The following is a 26,484-nucleotide window of genomic DNA, read 5'->3' on the forward strand; positions in this document are numbered from 1 at the left end:
TCGCGGGAGAGGGGTTGGGCTGAGGGCACGCGAAACCGCGAAGTACGGCGAAACCCACCTCGCGCCCATCAACCTCTCGTAGCGCAGCCTGATCGCCCGCGAACATCCACTCGCAAGCGACCACTTGCCGCCGCGAAGGCCTCACTTTTCCGGCACCGCCACCGACTCGGGCTCGTCGGTGTAACGCAGCCGTCCCGCATACACCGTGACTTCGCGCGGCCGCGTCCGCAGGGGCGGGAAGCGGATATCCAGGTGGGTGAAGCCCGGGCACATCAGGCTAGGCGCCTCCGGAAACGGATCGCTCTTGAGTTGGTACGCGACCACGACGCGGTCGCCGACCTGCCAGGCCGAGACATCGGCGGCGGCCAGGGTTTCGTCGCCGCCGTGGTAGAGCAAGCCTTGCAGACGCAGCTCGCCCTTGCCGCTCCAGCTCGTACGCAAGCCGGGTTCGGCGTCTTCGCCGACGTGATCCTCGCAGGCCCAGGCCTTGACCTTGATCTTGTGCGTCAGCGGTACCGGCTCGATGTGCTCCGGCTCTGCGGGCGGCGCTTCGGCGGCCGTCGCGCGGCCGCACAGGGCCGCGCAGACGATCAGCGCGAGCGCCGCCGATTTCACGGACGCAGCGCCGGCGAATCCCAACCCGGCCGCGGCGCGAACCGATCGCCGTAACGCGCGTGCAGCGTCTTCAAGCGCTCCAGCAACGCATCGGCGCCGGTTTCGCGCACGTACTGGATCGGGCCGCCGCGGAACGGTGCGAAGCCGGTGCCGAAGATCACGCCCGCGTCCAACAGGTCGGCATCGCTGACCACGCCGTCGTGTAGGCAGGCCACCGCCTCGTTGACCAGCGGCAGGATCAGGCGATCCTCCAGGTCCGACGGCGTCTGGTAGTCCTTGGACAGCTCCGGCTTTTGGGCGCGGCCGTTTTCCCACTTGTACAGGCCCTGGCCGTCCTTCTTGCCGCGCTTGTTCGGCTCCACGCCGCTCAACGCCGCCGGCACGCTCAGGCCCAGGAACGGCGCCAGCTCCGCGCCCACGCCCGCGGCCACGTCCAGGCCGACGGTGTCGATCAATTCGATCGGGCCCATCGGCATGCCGAACTTCACCGCGACCTTGTCGATCGCCGGACCCGGGATGCCTTCGGCGAACGCGGTCGCCGCTTCCAGCATGTAGGGGAACAGCACGCGATTGACCAGGAAGCCGGGCGTGCCCGCGACCGGTACCGGCAGCTTGTCGATGGCTTTGCAGAACGCCGCCAGGCGCTGCTCGGTCTCCGGCGCCATCGCGTCGTGGCGGATGATTTCCACCAGCGGCATCAGCGCCACCGGATTGAAGTAGTGCAGGCCGCCGAACTGCGCCGGCCGGCGGATGTGGTCGCGCAGCTCCACCAGCGGAATCGACGAGGTGTTGGTGGTCAGCAGCGCGTCGGGCTTCATCTTCGGCTCGACCTGATCGTAGAGCTCGCGCTTGGCCTCGGGCTTTTCGATGATCGCCTCGATCACCAGGTCGGCTGTGGCCGCGCCGTCGCCGGCCAGGTCGCCCTTCAACCGCGCCGCCACCGCCGGACGCTTGCTCTCGTCCTTGACGCGCTTGGCGAACAGTTCCTGCGCGCGGGTCAGCGCGCCGTCGATGAAACGCTGCTCGCGGTCGGACAGCGTGACCTCGAAGCCCTTGTAGGCCGACCAGGCGGCGATGTCGCCGCCCATCACGCCGGCACCGACCACGTGCACGTTGCGGATGCCGTGGTCCTTGCCGCCCTGGCCCTTGAGCCGCTCCTGCAGGAAGAACACCCGGATCAGGTTGCGCGCGGTCGGCGTGGACGCCAGCTTGACCACCGACTTGCGCTCGGCCGCCAGGCGCGCCTGCACGCCGCCGCTGCTGCGCGCCCAGGTATTGATCAGCGCGTACGGGGCGGGGTAGTGCTCCTTGCGCGCCTTGCGCGCGACCTGCTTGGTCAGCATGCCGGGCAGGATCTTGCGCGCCAGCCAGCTGTTGGTCGCCCAGCCCATGAAGCGCTGCTTGAACGGACGCTGCGTGCCCTTGAGCGCCAGCGCGACCGCGGCGTCGACCAGCAGCGGCGCTTCCACCACTTTGTCGACCAGGCCGATCGCGCGCGCATTGGACGCCGACAGCGCGCGGCCGGTCAGCATCATGTCGAACGCGGCCGGCGCGCCGACCAATCGCGGCAGGCGTACGCTGCCGCCCCAGCCGGGGTAAATGCCCAGCTTCACTTCCGGCAGGCCGATGCGGGTCGAGGGATCGCTGCTGGCGACGCGGTAGCGGCAGGCCAGCGAGATTTCGGTGCCGCCGCCCATGCAGAAGCCGTGGATCGCGGCGACCGTCGGGCAGGGCAGTTCGGCCAGACGCTGGAACACCTGCTGGCCGCGACGGATCGCGTCGCCGACGGTGCCCTTTTCGTCGAAGGTCTGGAACTCCTTGATGTCGGCGCCGGCGATGAAGCCCGAGGCCTTGGCCGAACGCAGCACCACGCCCTTGGGCGGGTCCAGCGCCAGCCGTTCCAGCAGGGCATCGAGTTCGATCAGGACGTCCTGTCCGAAGGTGTTGACCGACGAGCCGGCGCGGTCGAACGACAGCAGCAGCACGCCGTCCTCACGCAGCTCGGTCTGCCAGTGTTGGAAACGCAGTCCGTCCAGGCCAGAGATCATGCAGCACCATGCGTGTAGGTATGGATATCCCGCTATCATCCCGAGGTTGTTTCGTCGCCGTCAAATCGGCACGACCCAGGTCTCGGTTCCGGGGCCCGGCCGCACCGGCCGGACCGGTGCGGCGGCGTGACCCTTGGCGCTTGCGCCGGCGCGGCCCCGGCCCCATTTATGTACATGATTGAACTTTCTCCCGACAGGGTTGTCCCATTGTTCGGCCACGGCCGAGCTGACAGGAGTGCCGGCGCGGCATGGCCGAGAACGAGTTGGACCAAGAGCTGGTCAGGCGTGTCCAGCGCGGCGACAGTACGGCCTTCGATGCCCTGGTGCGCAAATACCAGCATCGGATCACCGCACTGATCGGGCGCTACATACCCGACTGGAGCGAATGCCAGGATGTCGCCCAGGAAACCTTCCTGCGCGCTTACCGCGCGCTGCCGAATTTCCGCGGCGATGCGCAGTTCTACACGTGGTTGCACCGGATCGCCGTGAATACCGCCAAGAATTACCTAGTCGCGCAGAACCGCAGGCCGCCGACCGACGACATCGACGCCGGCGACGCCGAACAGTTCGAAACCGGCATCCGCCTGCGCGACAGCGACACCCCCGAGCACGAATTGCTGCGCCAGGAGATCGAACGCACGGTAATGCGCGCGGTCGAATCCCTGCCGGAGGAACTGCGGGCCGCGATCACCTTGCGCGAGGTGGACGGCCTGAGCTACGAGGACATCGCGCAGAAGATGGGCTGCCCGATCGGCACCGTGCGTTCGCGGATCTTCCGCGCCCGCGAGGCGATCGACGTCGAGCTGCGGCCCCTGTTGGACAACCAAGACACACGCGAGCGCGCCCACTGATATGACGTCCCTACCTGCCTCCGACGAGCAAACCCCCGTCTCCGACCGCGAAGCCCTGAGCGCGCTGTTCGATGGCGAGCTCGACGGCGATGCCGCCCGGTTCGCCCTCAAGCGCCTGAGCCACGACGAGCAGTGGCGCCGCGCCTGCGGCAGCTGGCAGTTGTGCGGCGACGCCCTGCGCGGCCAGGCCGCCGGCATCGCCGCGCCGAATTTCGCCGACCGCGTCGCCGCGGCGATCGCCGCCGAGGCCGCGACCGCGCGTGCCGCCGCGCCGACGCCGGCGCCGGCCAGCCGTCGCGGCTGGATTGGCGGCGCGTTGGCCGCCTCGGTGGCGGTGGCGGCCTTGTTCGTGGCGCGCCCGTTCTCCAACGACGCGGCCCCCGACGCCGCCGCGCCGCAGACCCAGGTCGCCAGCGCCGACGCCGCCAGCGTCCCGGCCCCGGCCGCGCCGCTGCCGCAAAGCCCCGAACAGCAGACCGCCGGCCTGGCCGCCGCCGCAGTGGCGGTGGCCGAGGTGCCGCGCCGCATCTCCGAACGCCGCAGCACCCGCGCGCAGAGCCAGCGCGCCGCGTTGCGCCGTCAGGGCCAGACGCAGGCCGTCGCCGCCGCGCCGGCGATCGAGGTTGCGGCCGCCGGCACCGCCGCCGCGGCCAATCCGTTCCGGCCGCAGCACAGCGAGCCGGCGTCGCGGCCGTGGCCGCGCGCGGTGCTGCCGGACTACCCGGCCACCGGCGGCTTCACCGCCAGCTACGGTTCCAGCAGCACCAGCGCCAGCGCGCGCTCGTTCTATCCCTTCGAGCCGCGCGCGACCGAACCGGTGCAGGCGCCGCCGGCCCGGGAATCCGAAACCCGGATGCCGCAGCCCTAAACGGCCGCAGCGGCGGAGCCTCGTACGAGCGCGTGCACGACCCGCGCTCCGAGCCGCCGGCGCTTTTCCCGCAGCTTCCCCCGAACTCGCGCGGCCGCAAGGCCGCGCGGCCAAACCCCCGCAACCTTCGAGGCCGGTTCCATGACTCGTCCGCTACGCTCCGTCGCCCTGGCCAGCGCCCTGGTCGCCTTGCTGCCGGTCGCCTGCACCGCGCAAACGCCTTCCACCCCGATCGCGCCGCCGCCATCGGCGACGCCGTCCGCGCCGCTGGTCAGCGGCCTGCCCGATTTCACCGCACTGGTGCAGCGCGTCGGGCCGGCGGTGGTCAACGTGCGCGCCGAGATCGCGCCGCGCCGCGCCAGCCGCGGGCAGATGCCGAACGAGGACGAGATTCCGGAAATCTTTCGCCGCTTCTTCGGCCCCGACATGCCCGGCGGCCCGCAGGGCCCGGGTCCGCGCGGCCCGCGCGGCGGCGGCAATTCGCTGGGCACCGGCTTTTTGATTTCGCAAGACGGCTACGTGCTGACCAACCATCACGTGGTCGACGGCGCCGACACGGTCAAGGTCACCTTGTCCGACCGCCGCGAGTTCACCGCCAAGGTGGTCGGCAGCGACGAGCAGTCCGACGTGGCCCTGCTCAAGATCGACGCCAAGAGCCTGCCGTTCCTGCGCCTGGCCAACGCCAGCCTGACCAAGCCGGGGCAGTGGGTGATCGCGATCGGCTCGCCGTTCGGCCTGGACCACTCGGTCACGGCCGGCATCGTCAGCGCGGTCGGGCGCATGAACCCCTACGCCGACCAGCAGTACGTGCCCTTCATCCAGACCGACGTGGCCATCAACCAGGGCAATTCCGGCGGTCCGCTGCTCAACACCAGCGGCGAGGTGGTCGGCATCAACTCGCAGATATTCTCCAACTCCGGCGGCTACATGGGCGTGAGCTTCGCGATCCCGATCGACGTGGCGATGAACTCCGCCGAACAGTTGCGCGCGACCGGCAAGGTCCAGCGCGGCCTGCTCGGCGTCGGCGTGCAGGCGATCACGTCCGAGAGCGCCAAGGGTCTGGGCCTGCCCGAATCGCGCGGCGCGCTGGTCAACAACGTCCAGGCCGGCGGCGCGGCCGAAAAGGCCGGCATCCAGCTCGGCGACGTGATCCTGGCGGTCAACGACCGGCCGGTGAACACCTCCAGCGACCTGCCGCCGCTGATCGGCGCGCTGGCGCCGGGGGCCAAGGTCAAGCTGCAGATCAACCGCGGCGGCAAGCTGCTGACCGAGCAGGTGGTGCTGGGCGCGCTGGGCGCCGAGGTCGCCGGCGCGCCGGGTCCGGCCGCCAACGACGACGATGCCGTGGCCCCGGGCCGCGGCGGCAGCAATGCCCTGGGCCTGGTCGGCCAGGACCTGGCCGCGAATGCGCGCCAGCGCCTGGGCCTGAAGGCCGGCGAGGGCGTGTTGGTGCAGACGCCGGGCGACGCGGCCGGCGAGGCCGGGCTGCGCCCGGGCGACGTGGTGCTGTCGGTGGGCCGCACCGCCGTGGGCAGCGCCTCGGCGCTGAACCGCGAGCTGGCCGGGGTGCGTCCGGGCGACACCGTGATGCTGCTGGTGCGCCGTGGCGGCGCCACCCAGTTCATCGCCGTCACCGCCGAGGCCAAGGCCGGCTGAGGCGGGACGCGTGCGCCCGCCCGGGTGGCGGGCGCACGGACGTGGCTGCGGCGCGGTATGCGATAATCTCCCGTTAACTCTCTGGAACCGGTGAGCTTCGCGCCGTCCCGCATGCAGCAGATCAGAAACTTCTCCATCATCGCTCACGTCGACCACGGCAAATCGACCCTGGCCGACCGCATCATCCAGCTCTGCGGAGGCCTGGAGGCGCGCGAGATGGAAGCGCAGGTGCTCGATTCCAACCCGATCGAGCGCGAGCGCGGCATCACCATCAAGGCGCAGTCGGTCTCCTTGCCCTACAAGGCGAAGGACGGCCAGGTCTATCAGCTCAACTTCATCGACACCCCCGGCCACGTCGACTTCAGCTACGAGGTGAGCCGCTCGCTGGCCGCCTGCGAAGGCGCGCTGCTGGTGGTGGACGCGGCCCAGGGCGTGGAAGCGCAGTCGGTCGCCAACTGCTACACCGCGGTCGAGCAGGGCCTGGAAGTGGTGCCGGTGCTCAACAAAATCGACCTGCCCACCGCCGACATCGCGCGCGCCAAGGCCGAGATCGAGGCGGTGATCGGCATCGACGCCGAAGACGCGGTCGCGATCAGCGCCAAGACCGGTCTCAACGTGGTCGACGTGCTGGAGGCGATCGTGCATCGCATCCCGCCGCCGAAGCCGCGCGACACCGACAAGCTGCAGGCGCTGATCATCGACTCCTGGTTCGACAACTACCTGGGCGTGGTCTCGCTGGTGCGGGTCATGCAGGGCGAGATCGGGCCGGGCAGCAAGATCCAGGTCATGTCCACCGGCCGCACCCACCTGGTCGACAAGGTCGGCGTGTTCACGCCCAAGCGCAAGGAGCTGCCCAAGCTGGGCGCCGGCGAGGTGGGCTGGATCAACGCCAGCATCAAGGACGTGCACGGCGCGCCGGTCGGCGACACCCTGACCCTGGCCGCCGATCCGGCGCCCAAGCCTTTGCCGGGCTTCCAGGAAATGCAGCCGCGCGTGTTCGCCGGCCTGTTCCCGGTCGACGCCGAGGACTACCCGGATCTGCGCGAGGCCCTGGAAAAGCTGCGCCTCAACGACGCCGCGCTGCGCTTCGAGCCGGAAAGCTCCGAGGCCATGGGCTTCGGTTTCCGCTGCGGCTTCCTGGGCATGCTGCACATGGAGATCGTGCAGGAGCGCCTGGAGCGCGAGTACGACCTCAACCTGATCAGCACCGCGCCGACGGTGATCTACGAAGTGCTCAAGACCGACGGCACCACCATGCCGTTGGACAATCCGGCCAAGCTGCCTCAGGTCAACATGATCGAGGAGATCCGCGAGCCCATCATCCGCGCCAACATCCTCACGCCGCCGGATTACGTCGGCAACGTGATCACCTTGTGCGAGGAAAAGCGCGGCAGCCAGATCGGCATCACCTACATGGGCAACCAGGTGCAGATCAGCTACGAGCTGCCGATGGCCGAGGTGGTGCTGGACTTCTTCGACCGCCTCAAGTCGGTCTCGCGCGGCTACGCCTCGCTGGACTACCAGTTCCTGCGCTTCCAGGCCGGTCCGTTCGTGCGCGTGGACACGCTGATCAACGGCGACAAGGTCGACGCGCTCAGCATCATCACCCACCGCGCCCATGCCGACCGCCGCGGCCGCGAGATCTCCGAGAAGATGCGCGAGCTGATTCCGCGGCAGATGTTCGACGTCGCCATCCAGGCCGCGGTCGGCTCGCAGATCATCGCCCGCAGCACGGTCAAGGCGATGCGCAAGAACGTCCTGGCCAAGTGCTACGGCGGCGACATCAGCCGCAAGAAGAAGCTCCTCGAGAAGCAGAAAGAGGGCAAGAAGCGGATGAAGCAGGTCGGACGCGTGGAGATTCCGCAGGAAGCGTTCCTGGCGGTATTGCAGGTGGACAACAAGTGAGGACGGATCGGGGATCGGCGTGCCCGGCCGGCGGCATGAGGCCGCTGCGCGACGCGCACGACGTATTTCCGATACCGAACGCCGGAATCCGGCTTTCTAGGAGCTCGCATGCGCTGGTTTGAGATCGCACTGGTATCGCTGACGTTGTTCTCGGGCGCCGTCTGGCTGCTCGACAAACTGTTCCTGGCCAAGCGCCGCGCCGCCCGCGAGAGCTTGTTGGACGACGGCAAGGAACCGTTCCTGGTCGATTACTCCAAGGCCTTCTTTCCGGTGCTGCTGGTGGTGCTGGTGCTGCGCAGCTTCATCGCCGAGCCGTTCCGCATCCCGTCCAACTCGATGATGCCGACCCTGCTGACCGGCGATTTCATCCTGGTCAACAAGTTCACCTACGGCCTGCGCCTGCCGATCAACAACCGCAAGGTGATCGCCCTGGGCGAGCCGCAGCGCGGCGACGTGGTGGTCTTCAAGCCGCCGCACCACCCGGAGCAGGACTGGATCAAGCGCGTGGTCGGCCTGCCGGGCGACCGCGTGAGCTACCACGACAACCAGGTGACGGTGAACGGGGAACTGCTCAAGTACACGCCGATCGGTACCTACGAAGGGCACGGAAACGGCACAGAGATGACGGGCTCGCAGGAACTGGCCGAAAATCTGCTCGGGCGCGAGCACCGCGTCCTGGAACGGACCAATTTGCCGTTGCTCGATCAAGGAGAGGGCGATTGGGTGGTTCCGGCCGGTCACTATTTTGTGATGGGCGACAATCGTGATAATAGCGAGGACAGCCGATACTGGGGCTTCCTTCCGGAGCAGAACCTGAGGGGCAAGGCGTTCCTGATCTGGATGAACGTCGATGGGGGCGTGGATTTCTCGCGTATCGGCAACAGCATCCCGTGACGGCGACCGCCGTCGCGGCACGGTGACACTCAACAATTCGCGTCTAACGACGGGGGGATGATCGGATGAAGCGTAATCAAAGCGGCATGACCCTGCTCGGGTTCATCATCGTGCTGGCGGTGGTCGGTGTATTCGTCTACATGGGCATGAAGTTGATCCCGATGTACACCGAGTACTACGGCGTCAAGCGCGCCCTCACCGGCATCGCGGCCGAACCGGGCATTTCCGACAACGATCCGGCCAAGATCAAGAAGCTGTTCTTCCGTCGCCTGTACGTGAGCTACGCCGACAACGTCAAGGACGAGCACGTCAAGATCCAGCGCAAGGACTCGGGTTACGAGATCCTGGTGAACTACGAAGTGCGCCGCCCGCTGATCGCCAACCTCGACGTGGTCGGCCATTTCGAAGCCAAGCAGGATCTGCGCCGTGGTAGCGGTGCCGCCGACTGATCGCATCGAGCACCGGTTCGCGACGCCGGGCCTGCTCGAGCAGGCCCTGACCCATCGCAGCGCCGGTGCGCCGCATAACGAGCGGCTGGAATTCCTGGGCGACTCGCTGGTCAACCTGATCGTCGCCGAAGCCCTGTACGCGCGCTGGCCGCAGGCCGACGAAGGCGCGCTCACGCGTGCGCGCGCCGAGCTGGTGCGCGAATCCGCGCTGGCGCCGATCGCGCGCGAGCTGGAACTGGGCGCGCGCCTGACCCTGGGCCCGGGCGAAATGAAATCCGGCGGCCACCGCCGCGACTCCATCCTGGCCGACGCGCTGGAAGCGGTGGTCGCGGCGATTTATCTCGATGCCGGTTTCGAGACCTGCCGTGCGCGCGTGCTGCCTTGGTTCGAGGTGGCGATGGCGGCGCTGCCGCCGCCGCACAAGGTCGGCAAGGACGCCAAGACCCGCCTGCAGGAATGGCTGCAGGGCCGGCAGAAGCCGCTGCCCGTGTACGCCTTGCTGTCGGAGTCCGGCGAGGACCACGCCAAGACCTTCCGCGTCAGCTGCAGCATCGCCCAGCCGCCGCTCTCGACGCAGGGCGAGGCCGCCTCGCGCCGCGCCGCCGAGCAACTGGCCGCCGAGGCGGCGCTGCGCCAGCTCGATCCGAACTACTGAGGCAGCGCCGGGCGCGGGCCAAGCGGTACCGATGCCCGACGCCAAATACGGGCAGGGCGCGCCCGGTTTGCCCTCCGGCCCGCACACGCGGACAATCTGCGCATGAACGCATCCCCCTATCGCGCCGGTCACGTAGCCGTGATCGGCCGCCCCAACGTGGGCAAATCCACCCTGGTCAACGCCCTGGTCGGCGCCAAGGTCAGCATCGTCTCGCCGCGGCCGCAGACCACCCGCCACCAGTTGCTGGGCATCGCCACGTTCCCGGAAGGGCAGCTGCTGCTGGTCGATACGCCCGGCATCCACCGCGAACAGAAGCGCGCCATGAACCGCTGGATGAACCGCGCCGCGCGCGGCGCGCTGGAAGGCGTGGACGCGGCCCTGCTGGTGGTGCGCGCCGGCCAGTGGGACGACGAGGACGGTCTGGCCTACGACGCCCTGCGCAAGGCCGGGCTGCCGGTGGTGCTGGTGGTGAACCAGGTCGACCGCCTCAAGGACAAGACCGCGCTGCTGCCGTACCTGGCCAAGGTCAGCGACGGCCGCGAATTCGCCGGCGTGCATCCGATTTCCGCGCTCAAGCGCAGCGGGCTGGAAGCGCTGGTCAAGACCGTGCTGGGTTTCCTGCCGGAGCAGGACGCGCTGTACGGCGAGGACGAGATCACCGACAAGAGCCAGCGTTTCCTGGCCGGCGAGATGGTGCGCGAGCAGCTGATGCGCCAGCTCGGCGAAGAACTGCCGTACGCGACCACGGTGGAGATCGAGAAGTTCGAGGTCGACGGCAGCATGCTGCGCATCGGCGCGGTGATCTGGGTCGAGCGCGACGGCCAGAAGGCGATCGTGATCGGCAAGGGCGGCGAGCGCCTGCGCGAGATCGGTTCCAAGTCGCGCATCCAGATGGAGCGCCTGTTCGGCGCGAAAGTGTTCCTGGAAACCTGGGTGCGCGTGCGCGAGGGCTGGTCGGACGACGAAGCCGCGCTGCGCGCGTTCGGCTACCACGACTGAGCCCGCCGTGATCCCGGCCCGGGGGCGTCTGCGTGCGCGATTGATGGCGATCGCGCTGCTGTGCGCGGCGCCGGCTTGGGCCAACATGGGCAAGCCCTGGCGGGAAGCGCTGCTGGTCGCCGAGCCGCGTGGCTTCGACGCGGTGCGTATCGTGCACGAGGACCTGCGCATCGACCTGTCCTACCAGCCGGACTTGGCGGAGGTCCAGGTGGACTATCGCCTGCACAATACCGGCCCGGCCGTGCGCCTGCGGCCGGTGTTCGCGACCGGGGCCAACGGCGTCGCCCAATTTCAGGCCCGGCTCGACGGCCGTCCGATCGCGGCGCAGCCGCTGCAGCAGCCCACGCTGCCCAAAACCTGGCAGCCGCCCGCGACCACGCCGGGCCTGTCCGGCGAAGCGCCGCGGTCCTATGAGGTCGACCAGGCCGACAGCCTGGCCCTGGATTTCGTGCTGCCGCCGGGGCAACACGATTTCAGCGTCAGCTATCGCGCGCCGATCATGCAAAGCATGCGCGACGGCCCGACGCTGCTGTACCAGTTCGCCTACGTGCTTGCGCCGGCGCGCAGCTGGGCCGGTTTCGGCGGACTGGACGTGCGCGTGACGGTGCCCGACGGCTGGCGGTTCGCATCCGAGCCGGCGTTGCGCATCGATCCGCAGGACCGCGATCCCTACCGCGACGAGTACCGCGGCCGCTATGCCGCATTGCCGGCCGACGCCATCGCCATCACCACCCAGGCGCCGCCGGGCATCGGCTACCAGGTGCTGAGCTGGGCGACGCTGCTGCTACTGGGGCTGGCGGTGCTGGGTGGCTGGTCGTGGTGCGCGATGACGGGCAACGCGATCGCGCGCCGCGCAGAGCGCGCGGCCGCGATCGGCCGTGCGCAGACGCGCAGGGTCTGGCCTTATGGGCTCGCGGCCGGCGCGGTCTGGGGCCTGGCGGTGACCTATACCGGACTGGCGGCGGTGTATGCACCGGAGCGTTTGCTGCCGCAGGGGCAGGGCTACCACTTCGGCTACGGCCAAGGCTTGGCCGCTATCGCGGTGGTGGCGCTGGCGATACTGCTGACGCTGGCAGGGGCTATCGCGGTGAGCGCGATCGCGCGCCGGCGTTTGCGACGTCACCGTGCCGATGCCGTCTGAAGAACGAATTCGACGCCATCGCCGCGGCCTCGCGATTGCGAATGTCGCTGTCGTGCGCGCATCGGCTGCGCTAGCGTAGACGCATGCGCTACACCGCCGAGCCCGCCTTCGTCCTGCACGCGCGCCCCTGGCGCGAGACCAGCGCGCTGATCGAGGTGCTGAGCCAGAACCACGGCCGCATCGGCCTGGTCGCGCGCGGCATCCAGGGGCCGAAGAAGCAGTTGCTGCGCGCGGCCCTGCAGCCGCTGCAGTGGATCCGTTTCGACGCGGTGCAGATGGGCGAGCTGGCGCGGCTGACCGCGGCCGAGGCCTTGGACGCGGCGCCGCGCCTGTCCGGCGACGCCATGCTGGCCGGCTTCTATCTCAACGAACTGAGCCTGCGCCTGGCGCCGCGCAACGATCCCTTGCCGGACCTGTACGAGGCTTATGCGCGCACGCGCCTGCGCTTGGGCGACGAGGCCTCGCCGGGCTGGACGCTGCGCCGCTTCGAGCGCGACTTGCTGGACGCGTTGGGATTTGGTTTCGACTGGAGCCACGACGGCGACGGCGCCGCGATCGATCCGGCCGCGCGTTACCGGCTCGACCCCGAGCACGGTCCGCGCCGCCTGCTCAGCGACCGCGGCCACGCCGACCGCAGCGGCGCCGCCACCGGACAGGCCCTGTTGGCGCTGGCCGCCGACCGCCTGCCGGGCAGCGACGATCTGGCCGGCCTGCGTCGCGCCATGCGCGGCGTGCTCGCACACCACCTCGGGCCGCGCGGTTTGAAGTCCTGGGAGCTGCTGAGCGAGTTGGCGCGCGTCGCGCCGCGCGTGCGGCCGGCGGGCGAGGGCGGTGCGGAGTCTTGAGGGGCAGCACGTCACCTGCACCTGCGTCCGCACCTGACGCGCTTTTGCCCGTCATTCCCGCGCAGGCGGGAATCCAGTGGCTTTAGCGTGCATGACCGCAGAGCGAGGAAGCCTTCTAGCGGCTTCGATCAAGGGCACCGCCGATCTGGGAATCGCCCAGGTCACTGGATTCCCGCCTGCGCGGGAATGACGGCAAAAGAAAAGCAGGCGCTACGGCGCGAGCGCAGCGCTACCCGCGCACCACCTAGACCACCGCCTGCAGCGACGTCGCCAGTGTGTCCTGCACCGCGTCGTCGAAACGCGCCAGGCGCTCGCGCGATTCGGGTTCGTTCTGCAAGGCCTGCACCGCTTCGCACAAGCGCACCGCGCCGACGAAGCCGCAGCTCGCGCGCAGCTTGTGCAGTTCCGCGCGCACCGTGTCCAGGTCTTCGCGATGCGCCGCGGCCAGGATCGCCTCGTGCGTGGTCGGCAACTCCTGCACGAACAGGCCGCGCAAGGTCTCCACGTGCGCGGAGTTGCCGTTGAGCGCGCTGGCGGCGGCCTCGTCGTCCCATACCGGCTGCTTGGCGCCGGAGGCGACGTGGGCGACGGCGCGCTGATCGTGCGCGTCCAGGCCCAGCGCGCGCGCGATCGCCGCGCGCACCGCGGCCGCCGGCAGCGGCTTGACCAGAACCTCGCTGAAGCCGACCGCGATCAGGCCTTCCAGCACCGACGCATCGGCGGCGGCGGTGTGGGCCAGCGCGGGCGTGCGCGGATGCCGCGCGCGCAGGCGCGCGAGCAATTCGATGCCGCTGCCGTCGGGCAGGTTGGCGTCGAACAGCCACAGGTCGTAGTCCTGCGCGTTGCCCAACGCGACCGCGGCGGCGACGCTGTCGGCACCGTCGATGTCGGCGGGCAGCGCCTGCAGCGCGGCGGTGAGGAAGGCGCGGCTGGTGGGGTCGTCTTCGACCAACAGCAGACGCGGTAATGACGGCGAATTCATCGTCGGTTCCATCGGGTCGGGGGCTCCGCTGGTTATGCTGCCGGCTATGTCGTCCCCGATAGTACGCCTGCTGCTGTGGATGTCGCTGCCGGTTTTTTGCCTGGCCGGCGATGCCTGCGCGCGCAGCCTGAACGCGAAGATCGGGCGGATCGAGACCGCCGTCGCAAGTTTGCGCGAGGTGCGGGTGTCGCTGGACTGGCCGGCGCAGGCCGAGCAGGGCGAGCTGCGACTGGAGGCGGCCAGTGTGGTGGCGCCGGAACTGGGTTACAGGTTCGCCGATGTGAGCTGGCGCTGCCCGTTGCGGCGCGACGGCACCGGCGGCTGGCGCTGCGAGGGCGAGCTGCGCTCCGGGCGCGCCGCGCCGCTGCGGCTGGCGCTGGACCTGGGCGTGGCGGTCACCGATGCGCGTCTGTCGCGCGGCGCGGCGGTGGTCGCGCTGCACCGCAACGCGGCCGCGCCGGACGCGACCCGCATCGACCTGACCCGGGTGCCACTGGCCTGGACCCAGGCCCTGGCCGCGCAAGCCTGGCCGGAGGCGCGTTTTAAGGGCGGCGAAGTCGACGCCCGGCTGACCGTGACCGCGGCCGAGCACGCGCCGCTGCGCGTGGCCGGGCCGATCACCCTGCGCGGCGGCGCCTTCGACACGCCCGACGGCGCCACCGCCGCCGAGCATCTGGGAGCCGAGCTCACTCTGGACGCGCGTTTCGGCGAGACCACCGCATTCGACATCGACGGCCGCCTGCGCGGCGGCGAGCTGCTGTTCGGCAACGCCTATCTGTCGCTGCAACAGCGCGACGTGATGCTGCAACTGAGCGCGCGGCGCCAGGGCGCGCAAGGCTGGCAGTTGCCGCGCCTGCTGTGGCGCGATGAAGGCGTGCTCAGCGCGCAAGGCCGCGCCGCGCTGACCGCCGACGCCGGCCTGGATGCGCTGGATCTGGACCTGCGCAGCGAGAATCTGGCGCCCTTGCGCGACGGCTACCTCACCGGCTTTCTGGGCCTGGCCGGCCTGAGTCAGCTGCAACTGCGCGGCGCCATGCAGGCGCGCCTGCGCGTGGCCGGCGGCGAACTGCATGCGGCCGACGCCAGCCTGCAGGACGCGGCGATCGACGATCCCGAAGGCCGTTTCCGTTTCGACGGGCTGGCCGGCAACCTGCGCTACTCGGCCGACGCGCCGGTCGCCAGCGCGTTGAACTGGCAGGGCGGCGCCCTGTACGGCCTGCAGTTCGGCCCCGCGCAGTTGCCGTTCACCAGCGGCGCTGGCGAACTGCGCCTGCAGCGCGCGGTGAGCTTCCCCATGCTGGGCGGGCAGGTGAGTTTCGACGGCCTGCGCCTGCGCCCGCCCGCGGGCGAGCGCGGCCTGGACATCCGTTTCGGCCTGGCCCTGGACCGGCTCGACATCGGCCGCATCGCCAAGGCCGTGGACGGGCCGGCGTTCACCGGCGAGCTCAGCGGGCGCATTCCGCAGGCGCATTACGCCGACGACCGCCTGGCCTTCGACGGCGGCCTCAACATGCAGCTGTTCGGCGGCAGCGTGAACGTGTCCTCGCTGGCGATGGAGCGGCCGTTCGGCGTGGCGCCGACGCTGTCGGCGGATATCGCGCTGGACGACCTGGACCTGGAATCGCTGACCGGCGTGCTCGGCTTCGGCAGCATCACCGGCAAGCTCGACGGCCGCATCGACGCGCTGCGCCTGGTCGACTGGCAGCCGGTCGCGTTCGACGCCAGCCTGCGCACGGACCGTAAGCCCGGCGTGCGCCAGCGCATCAGCCAGCGCGCGGTGCAGGACCTGTCCAGCGTCGGCGACGCGTCCTTCGTCGGCAGCCTGCAGGGCATGCTGATCGGCTTCTTCGACGACTTCGGCTACGCGCGCCTGGGCATCTCCTGCCGGCTCGCCGACGAGGTCTGCCATATGGACGGATTGGGGCCGGCCAGTAAGGATTCAGGCGGCCAGGCCTTTATTATCGTCCAGGGCGCGGGCCTGCCGCGCCTGGACGTGGTCGGCATCAACCGCCGGGTCGACTGGCCGACCTTGCTGGAACGGCTCGAGGCCGTCGGCAAGGGCGACGTCAAGCCCGTCGTGCAGTAAACCCGTCGTCGAATACTCTTCAGAAGGAAACGAACATGCGCCGTTGGATGGGTTTGCCGGTCGCCGCCGTGATGCTCACGGCCTGCGTGACGATCAACGTGTACTTCCCGGCCGCCGAGGCCAAGGAAGCGGCCAAGGAATTCGTCGAGAAGGTGATCGGCGACGAGGTCCAGCCCACCGCGCCGACGCCCACGCCTGCGCCCAAGCCGGGCGGGCAGAGCGCGTCGTTGGGCCCGCGCATCGACTGGCTGTCGCTGGTCGGCATCGGCAGCGCCTACGCGCAGTCCTCGCCGGACATCACCATCAAGACGCCCGCGATCCAGGCCATCCAGGCGCGCATGAAGGGCCGCTTCGACGGCCAGCTGCGCGCGCATTTCGATTCCGGCGCGCTGGGCTTCGGCAACGACGGCAACGTCGAGGTGCGCGACGCGGCGCAGATCCCGCTGGCCGCGCGCGTCGGCGTCAACCAGGCCGTGGCCGATCAGAACCGCGATTCGGCCGCGGTGTACCGCGAGGTGGCGGTCGCCAACGGCCACCCGGAATGGGAGCCGCAGATCCGCAAGGTGTTCGCGCGCCAGTGGATCGACAGCGCCCGCGGCGGCTGGTGGTACCAGGACGCCGGCGGCGGTTGGAAGCAGAAGTAATCGGGATTCGGGGTTCCGAGCTCGCGGCGCGACTGGCCATTCGCCGCGACGCCCCAAGCCGTCATCCCCGCGCGGGCGGGATCCAGAAATTTCAGCGTCATGCTGCGCTGGAGCCAGGATCCCCCGCTTTGCGGGGATGACGAGCGAAGGCCTTGGCCTGTTCGGCCTTTCCGAACCCCGTTCCCCGAACACCGCTACAATGCGCGGCCTTTGATTCCTGCCAGCAGCTGTGGCCCGCATCGATCAAACCCCTTTCGAGGTCGCCATCGGCGGCCTGACGCACGACGGCCGCGGCGTAGCCCGCCGCCCCGACGGCAAAGCCGTGTTCGTCGCCGGTGCCCTGCCGGGCGAACGCGTGATGGCCAAGCAGACCGCGCGCTCGCGCAGCTACGACGAGGCGGTGACGCTGGAGGTGCTGGAAGCCTCGGCCGACCGCGTCGCCGCGCGCTGCCAGCATTTCGGTACCTGCGGCGGCTGCGCGCTGCAGCACATGGCCGAGGACCGCCAGATCCTGGCCAAGCAAAGCGTGCTGATGGAGAACCTGGAACGCATCGGTCACGTCACGCCCGAGCGCGTGCTGCCGGCGCTGACCGATTCGGCCTGGGGCTACCGCCGCAAGGGCCGGTTCTCGGTGCGCCGGGTCGAGAAGAAGGACAAGACCCTGGTCGGTTTCCGCGAAACCGATCCGCGCTTCGTCGCCGACATCGCGCGCTGCGAAACGGTGATTCCGGCGATCGGCGACAAGATTTCCGCGCTGGCGGCGCTGGTCGATAGCCTGCAGGCGCGGCGCGAGATTCCCCAGGTGGAGTTCATCGCCGGCGACGCCATGCTCGACGACGGCGATAACGCCCACTGCGGCGTGGCGCTGACCTTCCGCCATCTGGCGCCGCTGTCGGAGTCCGACCGCAGCGCCATCGTCGCCTTCGCGCGTGAGCACGGGTTCGCCGTGTTCCTGCAGCCCGGCGGCGTCGACAGCGTGCACCCGCTGTGGCCGGCCGCGCCGCGGCTGGCGTTCACGCTGCCGCAGTGGAACCTGGAGCTGACGTTCCGGCCGCTGGACTTCATCCAGGTCAACGCCGGTTTGAACGGCCGCATGATCCAGCATGCGCTGGACCTGCTAGCGCCGCAGCCGGAGGATCGCGTGCTCGATCTGTTCGCGGGCCTGGGAAATTTCACTCTGCCGCTGGCGCGGCAGGTACGCGAAGTGGTGGGCGTGGAGGGCGAGGCGGGGCTGGTTCAGCGCGCTCGCGAGAACGCCGCGCACAACGGCCTGGCCAATGCGCAGTTCTACGCGGCCGATTTGGGCAAGGATCTCAGCGGCGAGGCCTGGATGCGCGAGGGCTTCGACCGGCTGCTGCTGGATCCGCCGCGCTCCGGTGCGGATTTCGTGCTGACGCAGCTGCCGTTGAAGCAATTCAAGCGCATCGTGTACGTCAGCTGTCATCCGGCCTCGTTGGCGCGCGATGCGGGGTATCTGGTACGGGAGAAGGGCTGGAAGCTGCGCGCGGCGGGGGTGATGGACATGTTCCCGCATACGGCGCATGTGGAGTCGATCGCGCTGTTCGAACCCTGAGCGGTTTCGCGCACTCTGTGGGAGCGGCGTAAGCCGCGACCGCGAATCCCGGCTATCGAGCCTATCCGGCTCCGATGGCCTCCAGATCCCGGCGTTGCGCTTTTAGCTCCCTCCTTTGACAAAGGAGGGTTGGGGAGGATTTGCTTTGGCTGTTGCTCTGCTGTTTCTGACCGAAGGTCAACGGCTTCCGCCTGCTGCGCATGCGGGTCACTTTCTCTTGCCGACCCTCTTTGTAGGAGCGGCGTGAGCCGCGACCGCGAATCCCGGCTATCGAGCCTATCCGGTTCCGATGGCCTCCAAATTCCGGCGTTGCGCTTTTAGCTCCCTCCTTTGACAAAGGAGGGTTGGGGAGGATTTGCTTTGGCCGTTGCTTTGCTGCTTCTGACCGAAGGTCAAGGGCTTCCGCCTGCTGCGCATGCGGGTCACTTTCTCTTGCTGGCCCAAGAGAAAGTAACCAAAGAGAAGGGTCTGAGCCAGGAGCTCCCGTGTGGCTTCGGAGCTTGCGCGGGGATTTTTCGATAAGACATCCCTGTCTTATCGAAAAACGGCGCGCGTCCTGCGCGCCGCCCTCCGGGTCTGGGGATGGTCGTGTGACTTCGGGTCAATGGACTTCAATGCCGGAGCAAACTCAACGGCAACGGCAACGGCAACGGCAACGGCGCCACCGCCACCGCCACCGCCACCGCCACCGCCACCGCCACCGCGACCGCGACCGCGACCGCGACCGCGACCGCGACCGCGACCTGTTGCGGCGGTTGCTCAGGTGATGCGCACGGCGTGCCGCTGTCGGACAATGCGGAAAGACCGCTGCATTCGCGAAAGGGTGAGTTATGGGTATCGAAATCGAGCGCAAATTTCTGGTGGCCGGCGACGGCTGGCGCGCGCAGGCGCGGGAGGTCGTGGCGATGGCGCAGGGGTACCTGAACGATCTGGCCATCCTCGACAGCGGTGCGATGAAGGCCTCGGTGCGCGTGCGCATCGCCGGCGATGCGGCTTATCTCAACCTCAAGTCGCGCGAGCTAGGGCACACCCGCCAGGAGTTCGACTATCCGATCCCGGTGGCCGACGCGCGCGCGTTGATGGCGCTGTGTACGGGCGGTGCGATTGACAAGCGCCGGCACTATGTGGAGCACGAGGGGCATGTGTGGGAAGTCGACGAGTTCCTGGGCGACAACGCCGGGCTGGTGGTGGCCGAGCTGGAGCTGGCGCACGCCGACGAGGCCTATGTGCGTCCGGACTGGCTGGGGCGCGAAGTGACCGATGCGGCGCGCTACTACAACCTGGCCCTGGCGACGCGGCCGTACGCGCAGTGGGACGAGCAGGAGCGCGCGGGCCTGGCGCCCTGAGGACGGCCCTTCGGACGCATGCCGGCGCCCGTGTAAGCGCCGATGCCGTTCATCCGAGCGGCGCCCATACGCTCGATTCGTTGCGATTTCGTAAAATCGGCGATCCGTAGCCTAAAAATGGCCCGCGCGAGCCGCCGGACTACGCCTGTAGCGCCTTCTGCGAGACAATGGCCGCTGCGCAGTCAGCGCAGCCATACCCCGCTAGGAGTCCCCGCATGCTCGTGATCGGCGTCGCCGGTACCGAACTCACCGCGCAAGAGCGCGACTGGCTGCAGCACGATGCCTGCGCCGGCGTGATCCTGTTCACCCGCAACTTCGCCTCCAGGGCGCAGGTGGCGGAGCTGTCGGCCGCGATCCGCGCGGCCGCGCCGCGTCCGCAGCTGATCTGCGTCGACCAGGAAGGCGGGCGCGTGCAGCGCTTCCGCGAGGGCTACAGCGCGCTGCCGGCGCTGGACGGATTCGGGCGCTTGTACGCCAGCGACCGCGCCGCGGCGCTCAAGCTGGCCGAGGAGCACGCCTGGCTGATGGCTAAGGAAGTGCAGGCCAGCGGCGTGGACCTGAGTTTCGCGCCGGTGGTCGACCTGGGCCGCGGCAATCTGGCCATCGGCAACCGCGCCTTCGACGCCGATCCGCAGATCGTGGCCGAATTCACCCGCGCCTACGTGCGCGGCATGCACGCCGCTGGCATGGCCGCCACGCTCAAGCACTTTCCGGGCCACGGCTCGGTGCTGGAGGACACGCACTTCGACAACGCGGTCGATCAGCGCAGCCTCGACGAAATGCGCGCCACCGACCTGATTCCGTTCGTCGCCGGCATCGAGGCCAAGGCCGATGCGGTGATGATGGCGCACGTGGTGTATCCGCAGGTCGCGCCCGAGCCGGCCGGTTACTCGCCGCGCTGGATCGAGCAGATCCTGCGCAAGGAGATGGGCTTCCGCGGCGTGGTCTTCAGCGACGACATCGGCATGGCTGCGGCGTTCTCGGTCGGCGGCGTAAAGTCGCGCATCGATGCGCACCTGGATGCGGGCTGCGACGTGGTACTGGTCTGTCATCCGAAGCTGGTCGAGGAATCGCTGACCGCGGTCGAGGGCCGCACGCTCAACACCATGGCGTTGACCGGTCTGATCGGACGCGGCGCGATGGGCTGGGACGGCTTGCTGGCCGACCAGCGCTATGGCGAAAGCCGCGGCCGCGTCGAGGGACTGGCTTGATGAGCGCCAAGACCGGTAACGGCCCCGATCTGGCCGCGGCGCTGCAAAACGCCGACCTGCTGTTCGACCGCGCCACCCTGGAGCAGGCGATCGCGCGCATGGCGCAGACCATGCGCGGCGACTACGCCGGCGAGCGTCCGGTTTATCTGACCGTGATGCACGGCGGCCTGCCGTTCGCCGCGCAGCTGGCGATGGAGTTGGGCGAACGCGGCCTGGACCTGGAGTTCGACTACCTGCACGCGACCCGTTACCGCGGCGCGACCTCGGGCGGCGAACTGGTGTGGAAGCACCGTCCGGCCACGCCCTTGCGCGGCCGCCGCGTGCTGCTGGCCGACGACATCCTCGACGAAGGCCACACCCTGCACGCGATCCGCGAGTGGTGCCTGCTCGAAGGCGCCAGCGAAGTGCGCATCGCCGCGCTCGCGGTCAAGGCCCACAACCGCTGCGTGCCCGGTATCTGCGCCGATTACGTCGGCGTGGAAGTGCCGGACCGCTACGTGTTCGGCTACGGCATGGACTACCACGAGCAGGGTCGCAACCTGCCCGCGATCTACGCATTGAAGGATTGAGATGAGCGAGGCAGGCATCGAACTGGCGATCATCGGCGGCACCGGTCTGTACAAGCTGGCCGAGCTCACCGACGTGGAAACGCATCAGCCGCTCACGCGTTACGGCGCGCCGTCCGGCCCGATCCGCATCGGCCGCCTCGACGGCCGGCGTGTCGCGTTCCTGGCGCGCCACGGCGAAGGCCATTCGCTGCCGCCGCACCTGATCAACTACCGCGCCAATCTGGCCGCGTTGCAGGCGCTGGGCGCGCAACGCGTGCTGGCGCTCAACACCGTCGGCGGCATCACCGAACGTTTCGGTCCGCGCGTGCTCGCCTGTCCGGATCAGCTGATCGACTACACCTGGGGCCGCGTGTCGACGCTGTGCGAGGTCGATGCCGAAGGCCGTGGCGGCGGTGAAGTGTTGCACGTGGATTTCGGCGAGCCGTACACGCGCAACCTGCGTCAGGCGGTGATCGCGGCGGCGCACGACGCCGGCGTGGCGATGGTCGGCGACGGTTGCTACGGCGCGACGCAGGGGCCGCGACTGGAGACGCGCGCGGAGATCGCGCGCATGCGCCGCGACGGCTGCGATCTGGTCGGCATGACCGGTATGCCCGAAGCGGGCCTGGCGCGCGAATTGGGATTGGACTACGCCTGCCTGGCGATCGTCGCCAACTGGGCGGCCGGCGCCGGTCCGGATCCGGACGAAGTGATCACGCTGCAGGACGTGCTCGATCATGTCGCCGCGGCGACGGCTGAATTGCCGAAATTGCTGGCCGCGCTGCTGGCAAAGTGATCGACATCGCAAATTTTCTGACGCTCAGCGTCAGTCGGGCGGGGTGTCGGCGCCGCATCGTCGTCGATTCGCGTGCGAACGCTTGTCATCATCCTGTTCAGTTTGCATATACTCGCGATGCGTCTCGGTCGCCCCGACGCGATGGCGCACGACAAACGCATCCAGCATGAGGTCAATAAGGATATGCAGTACGGCACCGTGAAATGGTTCAACGACGCCAAGGGCTTCGGCTTCATCTCGCCCGAAGATGGCAGCGCTGATGTCTTCGTCCACTTCTCCGCTATCGCTGCGAAGGGATTCCGCAGCCTGCAGGAAGGCCAGCGCGTCAGTTATCAACTGACCCAGGGTCCGAAGGGCGCGCAAGCGTCCGAAGTGACGCCTGCCGCGTGATCGATTTGCTAGCCCGGTCGTCGCAGACGCGACATTCGCCGATGCGATCCGACTCGGACTGTTTCCAAGGCCCCGCTCAGGCGGGGCCTTTTTCTTGGCGCGACCATGCATGCGTTCGCTGCATCGCCGGTCGCGCCTGGTGGAGCCGCGCATGAGCGCCTCATTGCGTATCGGCATCGTCGGCTACGGCAGCGGCGGCCAGGCGGCGGCGCTGCTGCTCTGCCGCGACGGCCACCGGGTCGAAGTGTTCGAGCGCGCACCGGTGCTCGGTCCGGTCGGCGCCGGCTTCCTGCTCCAGCCCACCGGCCTGAGCGTGCTGTGGGAGCTGGGCCTGCTCGACGCCGCCTTGGGCTATGGCGCACGCGTGCGCCGGCTGCACGGCGAGACCGTGGCCGGACGCGCGGTGATGGACATGCGCTACCGCGAACTGCATCGGCGCTATTTCGGTCTGGGGCTGCAACGCGGCGCCTTGTTCGCACTGCTGGATGCCGCCTGGGACGAAGGCCGACAGGTGCATTGCGGCCGCACCATCGTCGCCGTCGACCACGCACGTGGCATCTTGCGCGACGACGGTGGCGACGAGCACGGTCCCTACGACCTGGTGATCGTCGCCAACGGCGCGGCCTCGCTGCTGCGCGCGGACGTGGCGCAGCCGGCCCTGGATCGCCCCTATCCCTGGGGCGCGCAATGGTGCCTGGTCGAGCGCGGCGACTGGGCCTGGCGCGACGAACTGCGACAGCGCTACGTCGGCGCGCGGCGCATGGTCGGCATGTTGCCGGTCGGCCGCAGTCCCGGCGATGCCAGCGAACGTCTGAGTTTCTTCTGGAGCCTGCCGGTGGCGGCGCTGGACAGCGATGCGGTCCAGGACGAGGGCGCCTGGCGTACCGCGGTCGCGGCGGTGTGGCCGCAAGCGGCCGAACGTCTGCGCGACACCGCGGTGCCGCAGGGCCTGGCGCAGGCGCGTTACCGCGACGCGGTCGTGCGGCGCTGGCACCGCGATCGCAGCGTGCTGCTGGGCGACGCCGCGCACGCGATGAGCCCGCAGCTGGGGCAGGGCGTGAACATGGCGCTGCTGGACGCGCTGGCGCTGCGCGACGCCTTGCGCGCCGCGCCCGGCGTTCCGCAGGCCCTGGCGCAGTACCAGCGTCAGCGCCGCGCGCACGTCGGCGTCTATCACTTCTGGAGCCGCTGGCTCACGCCGCTGTTCCAGTCCGAACACGACCGCATCGCGGCGCTGCGCGACCGCGTGTTCCATCCGCTGTCGCGCCTGCCTGGCGGACGCGGGCAGACGCTGCGCGTGCTCACCGGCCTGCGCAGCGGCTGGTTCGGCGCGCTGCCGCTGGCGCCGGCGTTCCTGGAAGCGCTGGACCAGCGCAGCGCCGACGAGGGCTGAGCGGCGCGACGTTCCGCTGGCGTGCACGCGGAACTCGTACTTGTCCAAACCGTACTTACCCGGACGGTACCCACTAGAATCGAGCCATCGCATCCCCAGGGAGTGGCCGATGTCCGAGTTGCCGCCGTTCGCGACCCATACGGTCCAGAACCAACCGCCGCCGTTCGCGCCGCGCGACCTGTGGCGCGACGACCAGGCGCTGCGCGACGCGGTCGCGCGCGAAGGCGGCGGCGATCACGCCGCGCACCTGGCGCGCTACGCGGCCCTGGCCGGCGACGCGCTGTACGCGCTCAGCTTCGATGCCCATCGCGACCGCCCGCGCCTGCGTAGCCACGACCGCTACGGCCAGCGCATCGACCTCGTCGAGTTCCATCCCCACTATCACGCGCTGATGCAGGCTGCGATCGAGCACGGCGTCGCCGGTTACTCCTGGCACGCCGGCGGGCCGGGCGCGCACGTCGCGCGCGCGGCGCTGAGCTACCTGCACCACCAGGTCGAACCCGGCACCAGTTGCCCGCTGACCATGACCCACGCCGCGGTGCCGGTGCTGCGGCATGCGCCGGCGCTGGCCGAATGGGCGCGCAAGGCCGCCGCGCCGCACTACGACGGCCGCGATCTGCCGATGCGCGAAAAAGCCGGCGTGACCCTGGGCATGGGCATGACCGAAAAGCAGGGCGGCTCCGATGTGCGCGCCAACCAGACCGTGGCCACGCCGCTGTCGGGCGACGAGTACCGCCTGGTCGGCCACAAGTGGTTCTTCTCGGCGCCGATGTCGGACGCGTTCCTGGTGCTGGCGCAGGCGCCGGCCGGCCTGAGCTGCTTCCTGCTGCCGCGCTGGCGGCCCGGCGGCACGCGCAACGCGCTGCGCCTGATGCGGCTGAAAGACAAGCTCGGCGACTGGTCCAACGCCTCCTCCGAAGTCGAGTTCGAAGGCGCCTGGGCGCAGCGCATCGGCGACGAAGGCCGTGGTGTGGCGACCATCATCGAGATGGTGATGCTGACCCGCCTGGACTGCATGCTGGGCTCGGCGGCCGAGATGCGCATGGCGCTGGCGCAGGCCCTGCACCATACGCGCCACCGCCATGCGTTCGGCAAGGCGCTGGTCGAGCACGCGCTGATGCGCAACGTGCTGGCCGATCTGGCGATCGAGGCCGAGGCCGCGTTGCAGTTCTCGCTGCGGGTGGCGCGCGCGGTCGACCGCGCGCCGCACGATCCCGCCGAGGCCGCGTATGCGCGCATCGCCACCGCGGTCGGCAAGTACTGGATCTGCAAGCGCGCGCCGGCCTTCGTCAACGAAGCCCAGGAATGCCTGGGCGGCGCCGGCTATGTCGAGGAGTCGATGCTGCCGCGCCTGTACCGGCAGGCGCCGTTGAACTCGATCTGGGAAGGCAGCGGCAACATCCAGTGCCTGGACGTGTTGCGCGCGCTGGCGCGCGAACCCGAGGCCGGACGCGCTGTGCTGGACGAGCTGCGCCGCAGCCGTGGGCGGGTGGCTGCCCTGGACGCGCGCATCGTCGAGCTCGAACTCGCGTTGCAAGGCAGCGCGCGTATCGAGGAGAGCCAGGCGCGGTTGTGGGTGGAGCGCCTGGCGCTGGCGCTGCAGGCGGCGGTGTTGCTGGAGGCCGACAGTCCCTGCGCCGAGGCGTTCTGCCGCAGTCGCCTGGACGGGGCGCACGGACTCGCGTTCGGCACTTTGCCCGGCGACGTCGATTTCGGCGCGATCCTGCAGCGCGCGTTGCCGGAATGAGCGGCATGCGCGATGCCGCGGCGGGGATGGCATTGGCCTTGATGCTGATCGCCGGCGTGTCCTGCACCCGTCAGACCGCACCGCCGGCGCAGAGCACCGGCGCCAACGCGCCGGCTTTGCTGCCGCCGGCGCAGCGCGCCGACCGCATCGAGATCGACAAGTCCGAGCGCCGCATGCGCCTGTTGCGCGAGGGCCGGGTGATCGCCAGTTACCGCATCGCCCTGGGCGACGCGCCGAGCGGCCACAAGCGCCAACGCGGCGACGAGCGCACGCCCGAAGGCGAGTACCGCATCAGCGAGCGCAATCGCAACAGCGCCTTCCATCTGTCGCTGCGCGTGTCGTATCCCAACGACGGCGACCGCCGTTGGGCGCGCGAGCACGGCGTGGATCCCGGCGGCGACATCATGATCCACGGCGGCAGTTCGTCGTGGTGGCGTCAGGATTGGACCGACGGCTGCGCCGCGGTCAGCGACGCCGAGATCGAAGACATCTGGAGCCGGGTGCCGGTGGGTACGCCGATCCGCATCGACCCCTGAAGGCTACGTCGCGACAATGCGCACGGCGGTTGCGCTTTCCATCCGCGTTTCGGATGCATGCTGCTTGCGGCGCGAAAGTTAAAGCGCTCCTTCACCGCGATGAACGCAACGCGGCGCGATGCCAACTTGTGATTCGCTTCAAGCATTGGCTGTGATCCGAATCCACGCATGCCGATTGCCCCGGGCGCGCGCGTTTGCTTCCTTGGAATGGCCCCGCCCGTCGTGCACGGAATGCGATCGGATGCGGGCCGCCGCGAATCGCGCGGTGCCGCGGCCCGATTCCGGGCCGATCCCATAGAGCGCAAA

Annotated in this window: 25 protein-coding genes; 21 read left to right on the plus strand and 4 right to left on the minus strand. The window is 69.5% G+C overall.

Features of this window, described 5'->3' with window-relative positions:
* Positions 1-141: 141 nt before the first annotated feature.
* Together LVB77_RS08890 and LVB77_RS08895 are read right to left on the minus strand one after the other, a co-directional pair.
* Positions 142-615, minus strand: coding sequence for a hypothetical protein (locus tag LVB77_RS08890; protein ID WP_232909776.1), 474 nt, complete (start codon positions 613-615; stop codon positions 142-144).
* The gene (locus LVB77_RS08895; protein WP_232909777.1) at positions 612-2,663 is read right to left on the minus strand and encodes a 3-hydroxyacyl-CoA dehydrogenase NAD-binding domain-containing protein; all 2,052 of its coding nucleotides are present in this window, start codon (positions 2,661-2,663) and stop codon (positions 612-614) included. The genes LVB77_RS08890 and LVB77_RS08895 overlap by 4 nt, the downstream gene beginning before the upstream one ends.
* A gap of 248 nt (positions 2,664-2,911) precedes the next feature.
* On the opposite strand from LVB77_RS08895, the gene rpoE reads away from it, so the two are divergent.
* The 10 genes from rpoE to recO all read left to right on the plus strand — a co-directional run bounded on the left by rpoE (position 2,912) and on the right by recO (position 12,926).
* A complete protein-coding gene (gene rpoE, locus LVB77_RS08900; RefSeq protein ID WP_232909778.1) occupies positions 2,912-3,514 on the plus strand; it encodes an RNA polymerase sigma factor RpoE in 603 nt (200 codons plus the stop codon).
* Between the two features lies 1 nt (position 3,515).
* The gene (locus LVB77_RS08905) at positions 3,516-4,382 is read left to right on the plus strand and encodes a sigma-E factor negative regulatory protein (RefSeq protein ID WP_232909779.1); all 867 of its coding nucleotides are present in this window, start codon (positions 3,516-3,518) and stop codon (positions 4,380-4,382) included.
* 141 nt (positions 4,383-4,523) lie between these two features.
* Entirely contained in the window at positions 4,524-6,038 is a 1,515-nt protein-coding gene (locus LVB77_RS08910; RefSeq protein WP_343226227.1) for a Do family serine endopeptidase, read from the plus strand.
* A gap of 111 nt (positions 6,039-6,149) precedes the next feature.
* The gene (lepA, locus tag LVB77_RS08915) at positions 6,150-7,943 is read left to right on the plus strand and encodes a translation elongation factor 4 (protein ID WP_232909780.1); all 1,794 of its coding nucleotides are present in this window, start codon (positions 6,150-6,152) and stop codon (positions 7,941-7,943) included.
* Between the two features lie 108 nt (positions 7,944-8,051).
* Entirely contained in the window at positions 8,052-8,837 is a 786-nt protein-coding gene (gene lepB, locus LVB77_RS08920; RefSeq protein ID WP_232909781.1) for a signal peptidase I, read from the plus strand.
* Between the two features lie 65 nt (positions 8,838-8,902).
* Entirely contained in the window at positions 8,903-9,286 is a 384-nt protein-coding gene (locus LVB77_RS08925) for a DUF4845 domain-containing protein (RefSeq protein WP_232909782.1), read from the plus strand.
* On the plus strand, positions 9,264-9,941 hold the full coding sequence (gene rnc, locus LVB77_RS08930; RefSeq protein WP_232909783.1) for a ribonuclease III: 678 nt from the start codon (positions 9,264-9,266) through the stop codon (positions 9,939-9,941). Before LVB77_RS08925 ends, rnc begins: the two co-directional genes overlap by 23 nt.
* Before the next feature lie 102 nt (positions 9,942-10,043).
* On the plus strand, positions 10,044-10,940 hold the full coding sequence (gene era / locus LVB77_RS08935) for a GTPase Era (protein WP_232909784.1): 897 nt from the start codon (positions 10,044-10,046) through the stop codon (positions 10,938-10,940).
* A gap of 7 nt (positions 10,941-10,947) precedes the next feature.
* A complete protein-coding gene (locus LVB77_RS08940) occupies positions 10,948-12,081 on the plus strand; it encodes a hypothetical protein (RefSeq protein ID WP_232909785.1) in 1,134 nt (377 codons plus the stop codon).
* Positions 12,082-12,164: 83 nt separating this feature from the next.
* A complete protein-coding gene (gene recO, locus LVB77_RS08945) occupies positions 12,165-12,926 on the plus strand; it encodes a DNA repair protein RecO (protein ID WP_232909786.1) in 762 nt (253 codons plus the stop codon).
* Between the two features lie 244 nt (positions 12,927-13,170).
* Here the strand turns inward: recO and LVB77_RS08950 are convergent, their stop codons facing one another.
* The gene (locus tag LVB77_RS08950) at positions 13,171-13,908 is read right to left on the minus strand and encodes a response regulator (RefSeq protein ID WP_232909787.1); all 738 of its coding nucleotides are present in this window, start codon (positions 13,906-13,908) and stop codon (positions 13,171-13,173) included.
* Between the two features lie 46 nt (positions 13,909-13,954).
* On the opposite strand from LVB77_RS08950, the gene LVB77_RS08955 reads away from it, so the two are divergent.
* From LVB77_RS08955 to rlmD, 3 genes are all read left to right on the plus strand, one after another.
* Positions 13,955-15,994, plus strand: a complete 2,040-nt coding sequence (locus LVB77_RS08955; RefSeq protein WP_232909788.1) for a hypothetical protein — start codon at positions 13,955-13,957, stop codon at positions 15,992-15,994.
* Positions 15,995-16,029: 35 nt separating this feature from the next.
* Positions 16,030-16,638, plus strand: coding sequence for a YdbL family protein (locus tag LVB77_RS08960; protein ID WP_232909789.1), 609 nt, complete (start codon positions 16,030-16,032; stop codon positions 16,636-16,638).
* 217 nt (positions 16,639-16,855) lie between these two features.
* Positions 16,856-18,211: a 23S rRNA (uracil(1939)-C(5))-methyltransferase RlmD gene (gene rlmD, locus LVB77_RS08965; protein WP_232910218.1), complete on the plus strand. Its 1,356-nt coding sequence runs from the start codon at positions 16,856-16,858 to the stop codon at positions 18,209-18,211.
* A 611-nt stretch (positions 18,212-18,822) separates the two neighbouring features.
* On the opposite strand, the gene LVB77_RS08970 is transcribed toward rlmD, so the two are convergent.
* Positions 18,823-19,005: a hypothetical protein gene (locus tag LVB77_RS08970; protein WP_232909790.1), complete on the minus strand. Its 183-nt coding sequence runs from the start codon at positions 19,003-19,005 to the stop codon at positions 18,823-18,825.
* A 36-nt stretch (positions 19,006-19,041) separates the two neighbouring features.
* Between LVB77_RS08970 and LVB77_RS08975 the strand changes: the two genes are divergently transcribed.
* The 8 genes from LVB77_RS08975 to LVB77_RS09010 all read left to right on the plus strand — a co-directional run bounded on the left by LVB77_RS08975 (position 19,042) and on the right by LVB77_RS09010 (position 26,178).
* The gene (locus LVB77_RS08975) at positions 19,042-19,557 is read left to right on the plus strand and encodes a CYTH domain-containing protein (protein ID WP_232909791.1); all 516 of its coding nucleotides are present in this window, start codon (positions 19,042-19,044) and stop codon (positions 19,555-19,557) included.
* A gap of 215 nt (positions 19,558-19,772) precedes the next feature.
* Positions 19,773-20,768, plus strand: coding sequence for a beta-N-acetylhexosaminidase (gene nagZ, locus LVB77_RS08980; RefSeq protein WP_232909792.1), 996 nt, complete (start codon positions 19,773-19,775; stop codon positions 20,766-20,768).
* Positions 20,768-21,337, plus strand: a complete 570-nt coding sequence (locus LVB77_RS08985) for a hypoxanthine-guanine phosphoribosyltransferase (protein ID WP_232909793.1) — start codon at positions 20,768-20,770, stop codon at positions 21,335-21,337. The genes nagZ and LVB77_RS08985 overlap by 1 nt, the downstream gene beginning before the upstream one ends.
* A 1-nt stretch (position 21,338) precedes the next feature.
* A complete protein-coding gene (locus tag LVB77_RS08990) occupies positions 21,339-22,112 on the plus strand; it encodes an S-methyl-5'-thioinosine phosphorylase (RefSeq protein ID WP_232909794.1) in 774 nt (257 codons plus the stop codon).
* A 183-nt stretch (positions 22,113-22,295) separates the two neighbouring features.
* Positions 22,296-22,502: a cold-shock protein gene (locus tag LVB77_RS08995; RefSeq protein WP_232910219.1), complete on the plus strand. Its 207-nt coding sequence runs from the start codon at positions 22,296-22,298 to the stop codon at positions 22,500-22,502.
* A 151-nt stretch (positions 22,503-22,653) separates the two neighbouring features.
* Positions 22,654-23,895 (plus strand): NAD(P)/FAD-dependent oxidoreductase, encoded by a 1,242-nt coding sequence (locus LVB77_RS09000; protein WP_232909795.1) that lies wholly within the window; start codon positions 22,654-22,656, stop codon positions 23,893-23,895.
* 109 nt (positions 23,896-24,004) lie between these two features.
* The gene (locus LVB77_RS09005) at positions 24,005-25,642 is read left to right on the plus strand and encodes an acyl-CoA dehydrogenase family protein (protein WP_232909796.1); all 1,638 of its coding nucleotides are present in this window, start codon (positions 24,005-24,007) and stop codon (positions 25,640-25,642) included.
* 5 nt (positions 25,643-25,647) lie between these two features.
* Entirely contained in the window at positions 25,648-26,178 is a 531-nt protein-coding gene (locus LVB77_RS09010; protein ID WP_232909797.1) for a L,D-transpeptidase family protein, read from the plus strand.
* Positions 26,179-26,484 lie beyond the last annotated feature (306 nt).

Source organism: Lysobacter sp. 5GHs7-4 (assembly GCF_021284765.1).
In the GTDB taxonomy this organism is placed as follows: domain Bacteria; phylum Pseudomonadota; class Gammaproteobacteria; order Xanthomonadales; family Xanthomonadaceae; genus Lysobacter.

What these genes read in the sequence shown, in the direction of transcription:
- LVB77_RS08895 (WP_232909777.1), bottom strand. Translation starts at nt 2,663, where the DNA reads ATGATCTCTGGCCTGGACGGACTGCGTTTCCAACACTGGCAGACCGAG.
- rpoE (WP_232909778.1), top strand. Translation starts at nt 2,912, where the DNA reads ATGGCCGAGAACGAGTTGGACCAAGAGCTGGTCAGGCGTGTCCAGCGC.
- LVB77_RS08905 (WP_232909779.1), top strand. Translation starts at nt 3,516, where the DNA reads ATGACGTCCCTACCTGCCTCCGACGAGCAAACCCCCGTCTCCGACCGC.
- LVB77_RS08910 (WP_343226227.1), top strand. Translation starts at nt 4,524, where the DNA reads ATGACTCGTCCGCTACGCTCCGTCGCCCTGGCCAGCGCCCTGGTCGCC.
- lepA (WP_232909780.1), top strand. Translation starts at nt 6,150, where the DNA reads ATGCAGCAGATCAGAAACTTCTCCATCATCGCTCACGTCGACCACGGC.
- lepB (WP_232909781.1), top strand. Translation starts at nt 8,052, where the DNA reads ATGCGCTGGTTTGAGATCGCACTGGTATCGCTGACGTTGTTCTCGGGC.
- LVB77_RS08925 (WP_232909782.1), top strand. Translation starts at nt 8,903, where the DNA reads ATGAAGCGTAATCAAAGCGGCATGACCCTGCTCGGGTTCATCATCGTG.
- era (WP_232909784.1), top strand. Translation starts at nt 10,044, where the DNA reads ATGAACGCATCCCCCTATCGCGCCGGTCACGTAGCCGTGATCGGCCGC.
- recO (WP_232909786.1), top strand. Translation starts at nt 12,165, where the DNA reads ATGCGCTACACCGCCGAGCCCGCCTTCGTCCTGCACGCGCGCCCCTGG.
- LVB77_RS08950 (WP_232909787.1), bottom strand. Translation starts at nt 13,908, where the DNA reads ATGAATTCGCCGTCATTACCGCGTCTGCTGTTGGTCGAAGACGACCCC.
- LVB77_RS08955 (WP_232909788.1), top strand. Translation starts at nt 13,955, where the DNA reads ATGTCGTCCCCGATAGTACGCCTGCTGCTGTGGATGTCGCTGCCGGTT.
- LVB77_RS08960 (WP_232909789.1), top strand. Translation starts at nt 16,030, where the DNA reads ATGCGCCGTTGGATGGGTTTGCCGGTCGCCGCCGTGATGCTCACGGCC.
- LVB77_RS08975 (WP_232909791.1), top strand. Translation starts at nt 19,042, where the DNA reads ATGGGTATCGAAATCGAGCGCAAATTTCTGGTGGCCGGCGACGGCTGG.
- nagZ (WP_232909792.1), top strand. Translation starts at nt 19,773, where the DNA reads ATGCTCGTGATCGGCGTCGCCGGTACCGAACTCACCGCGCAAGAGCGC.
- LVB77_RS08985 (WP_232909793.1), top strand. Translation starts at nt 20,768, where the DNA reads ATGAGCGCCAAGACCGGTAACGGCCCCGATCTGGCCGCGGCGCTGCAA.
- LVB77_RS08990 (WP_232909794.1), top strand. Translation starts at nt 21,339, where the DNA reads ATGAGCGAGGCAGGCATCGAACTGGCGATCATCGGCGGCACCGGTCTG.
- LVB77_RS08995 (WP_232910219.1), top strand. Translation starts at nt 22,296, where the DNA reads ATGCAGTACGGCACCGTGAAATGGTTCAACGACGCCAAGGGCTTCGGC.
- LVB77_RS09000 (WP_232909795.1), top strand. Translation starts at nt 22,654, where the DNA reads ATGAGCGCCTCATTGCGTATCGGCATCGTCGGCTACGGCAGCGGCGGC.
- LVB77_RS09005 (WP_232909796.1), top strand. Translation starts at nt 24,005, where the DNA reads ATGTCCGAGTTGCCGCCGTTCGCGACCCATACGGTCCAGAACCAACCG.
- LVB77_RS09010 (WP_232909797.1), top strand. Translation starts at nt 25,648, where the DNA reads ATGCGCGATGCCGCGGCGGGGATGGCATTGGCCTTGATGCTGATCGCC.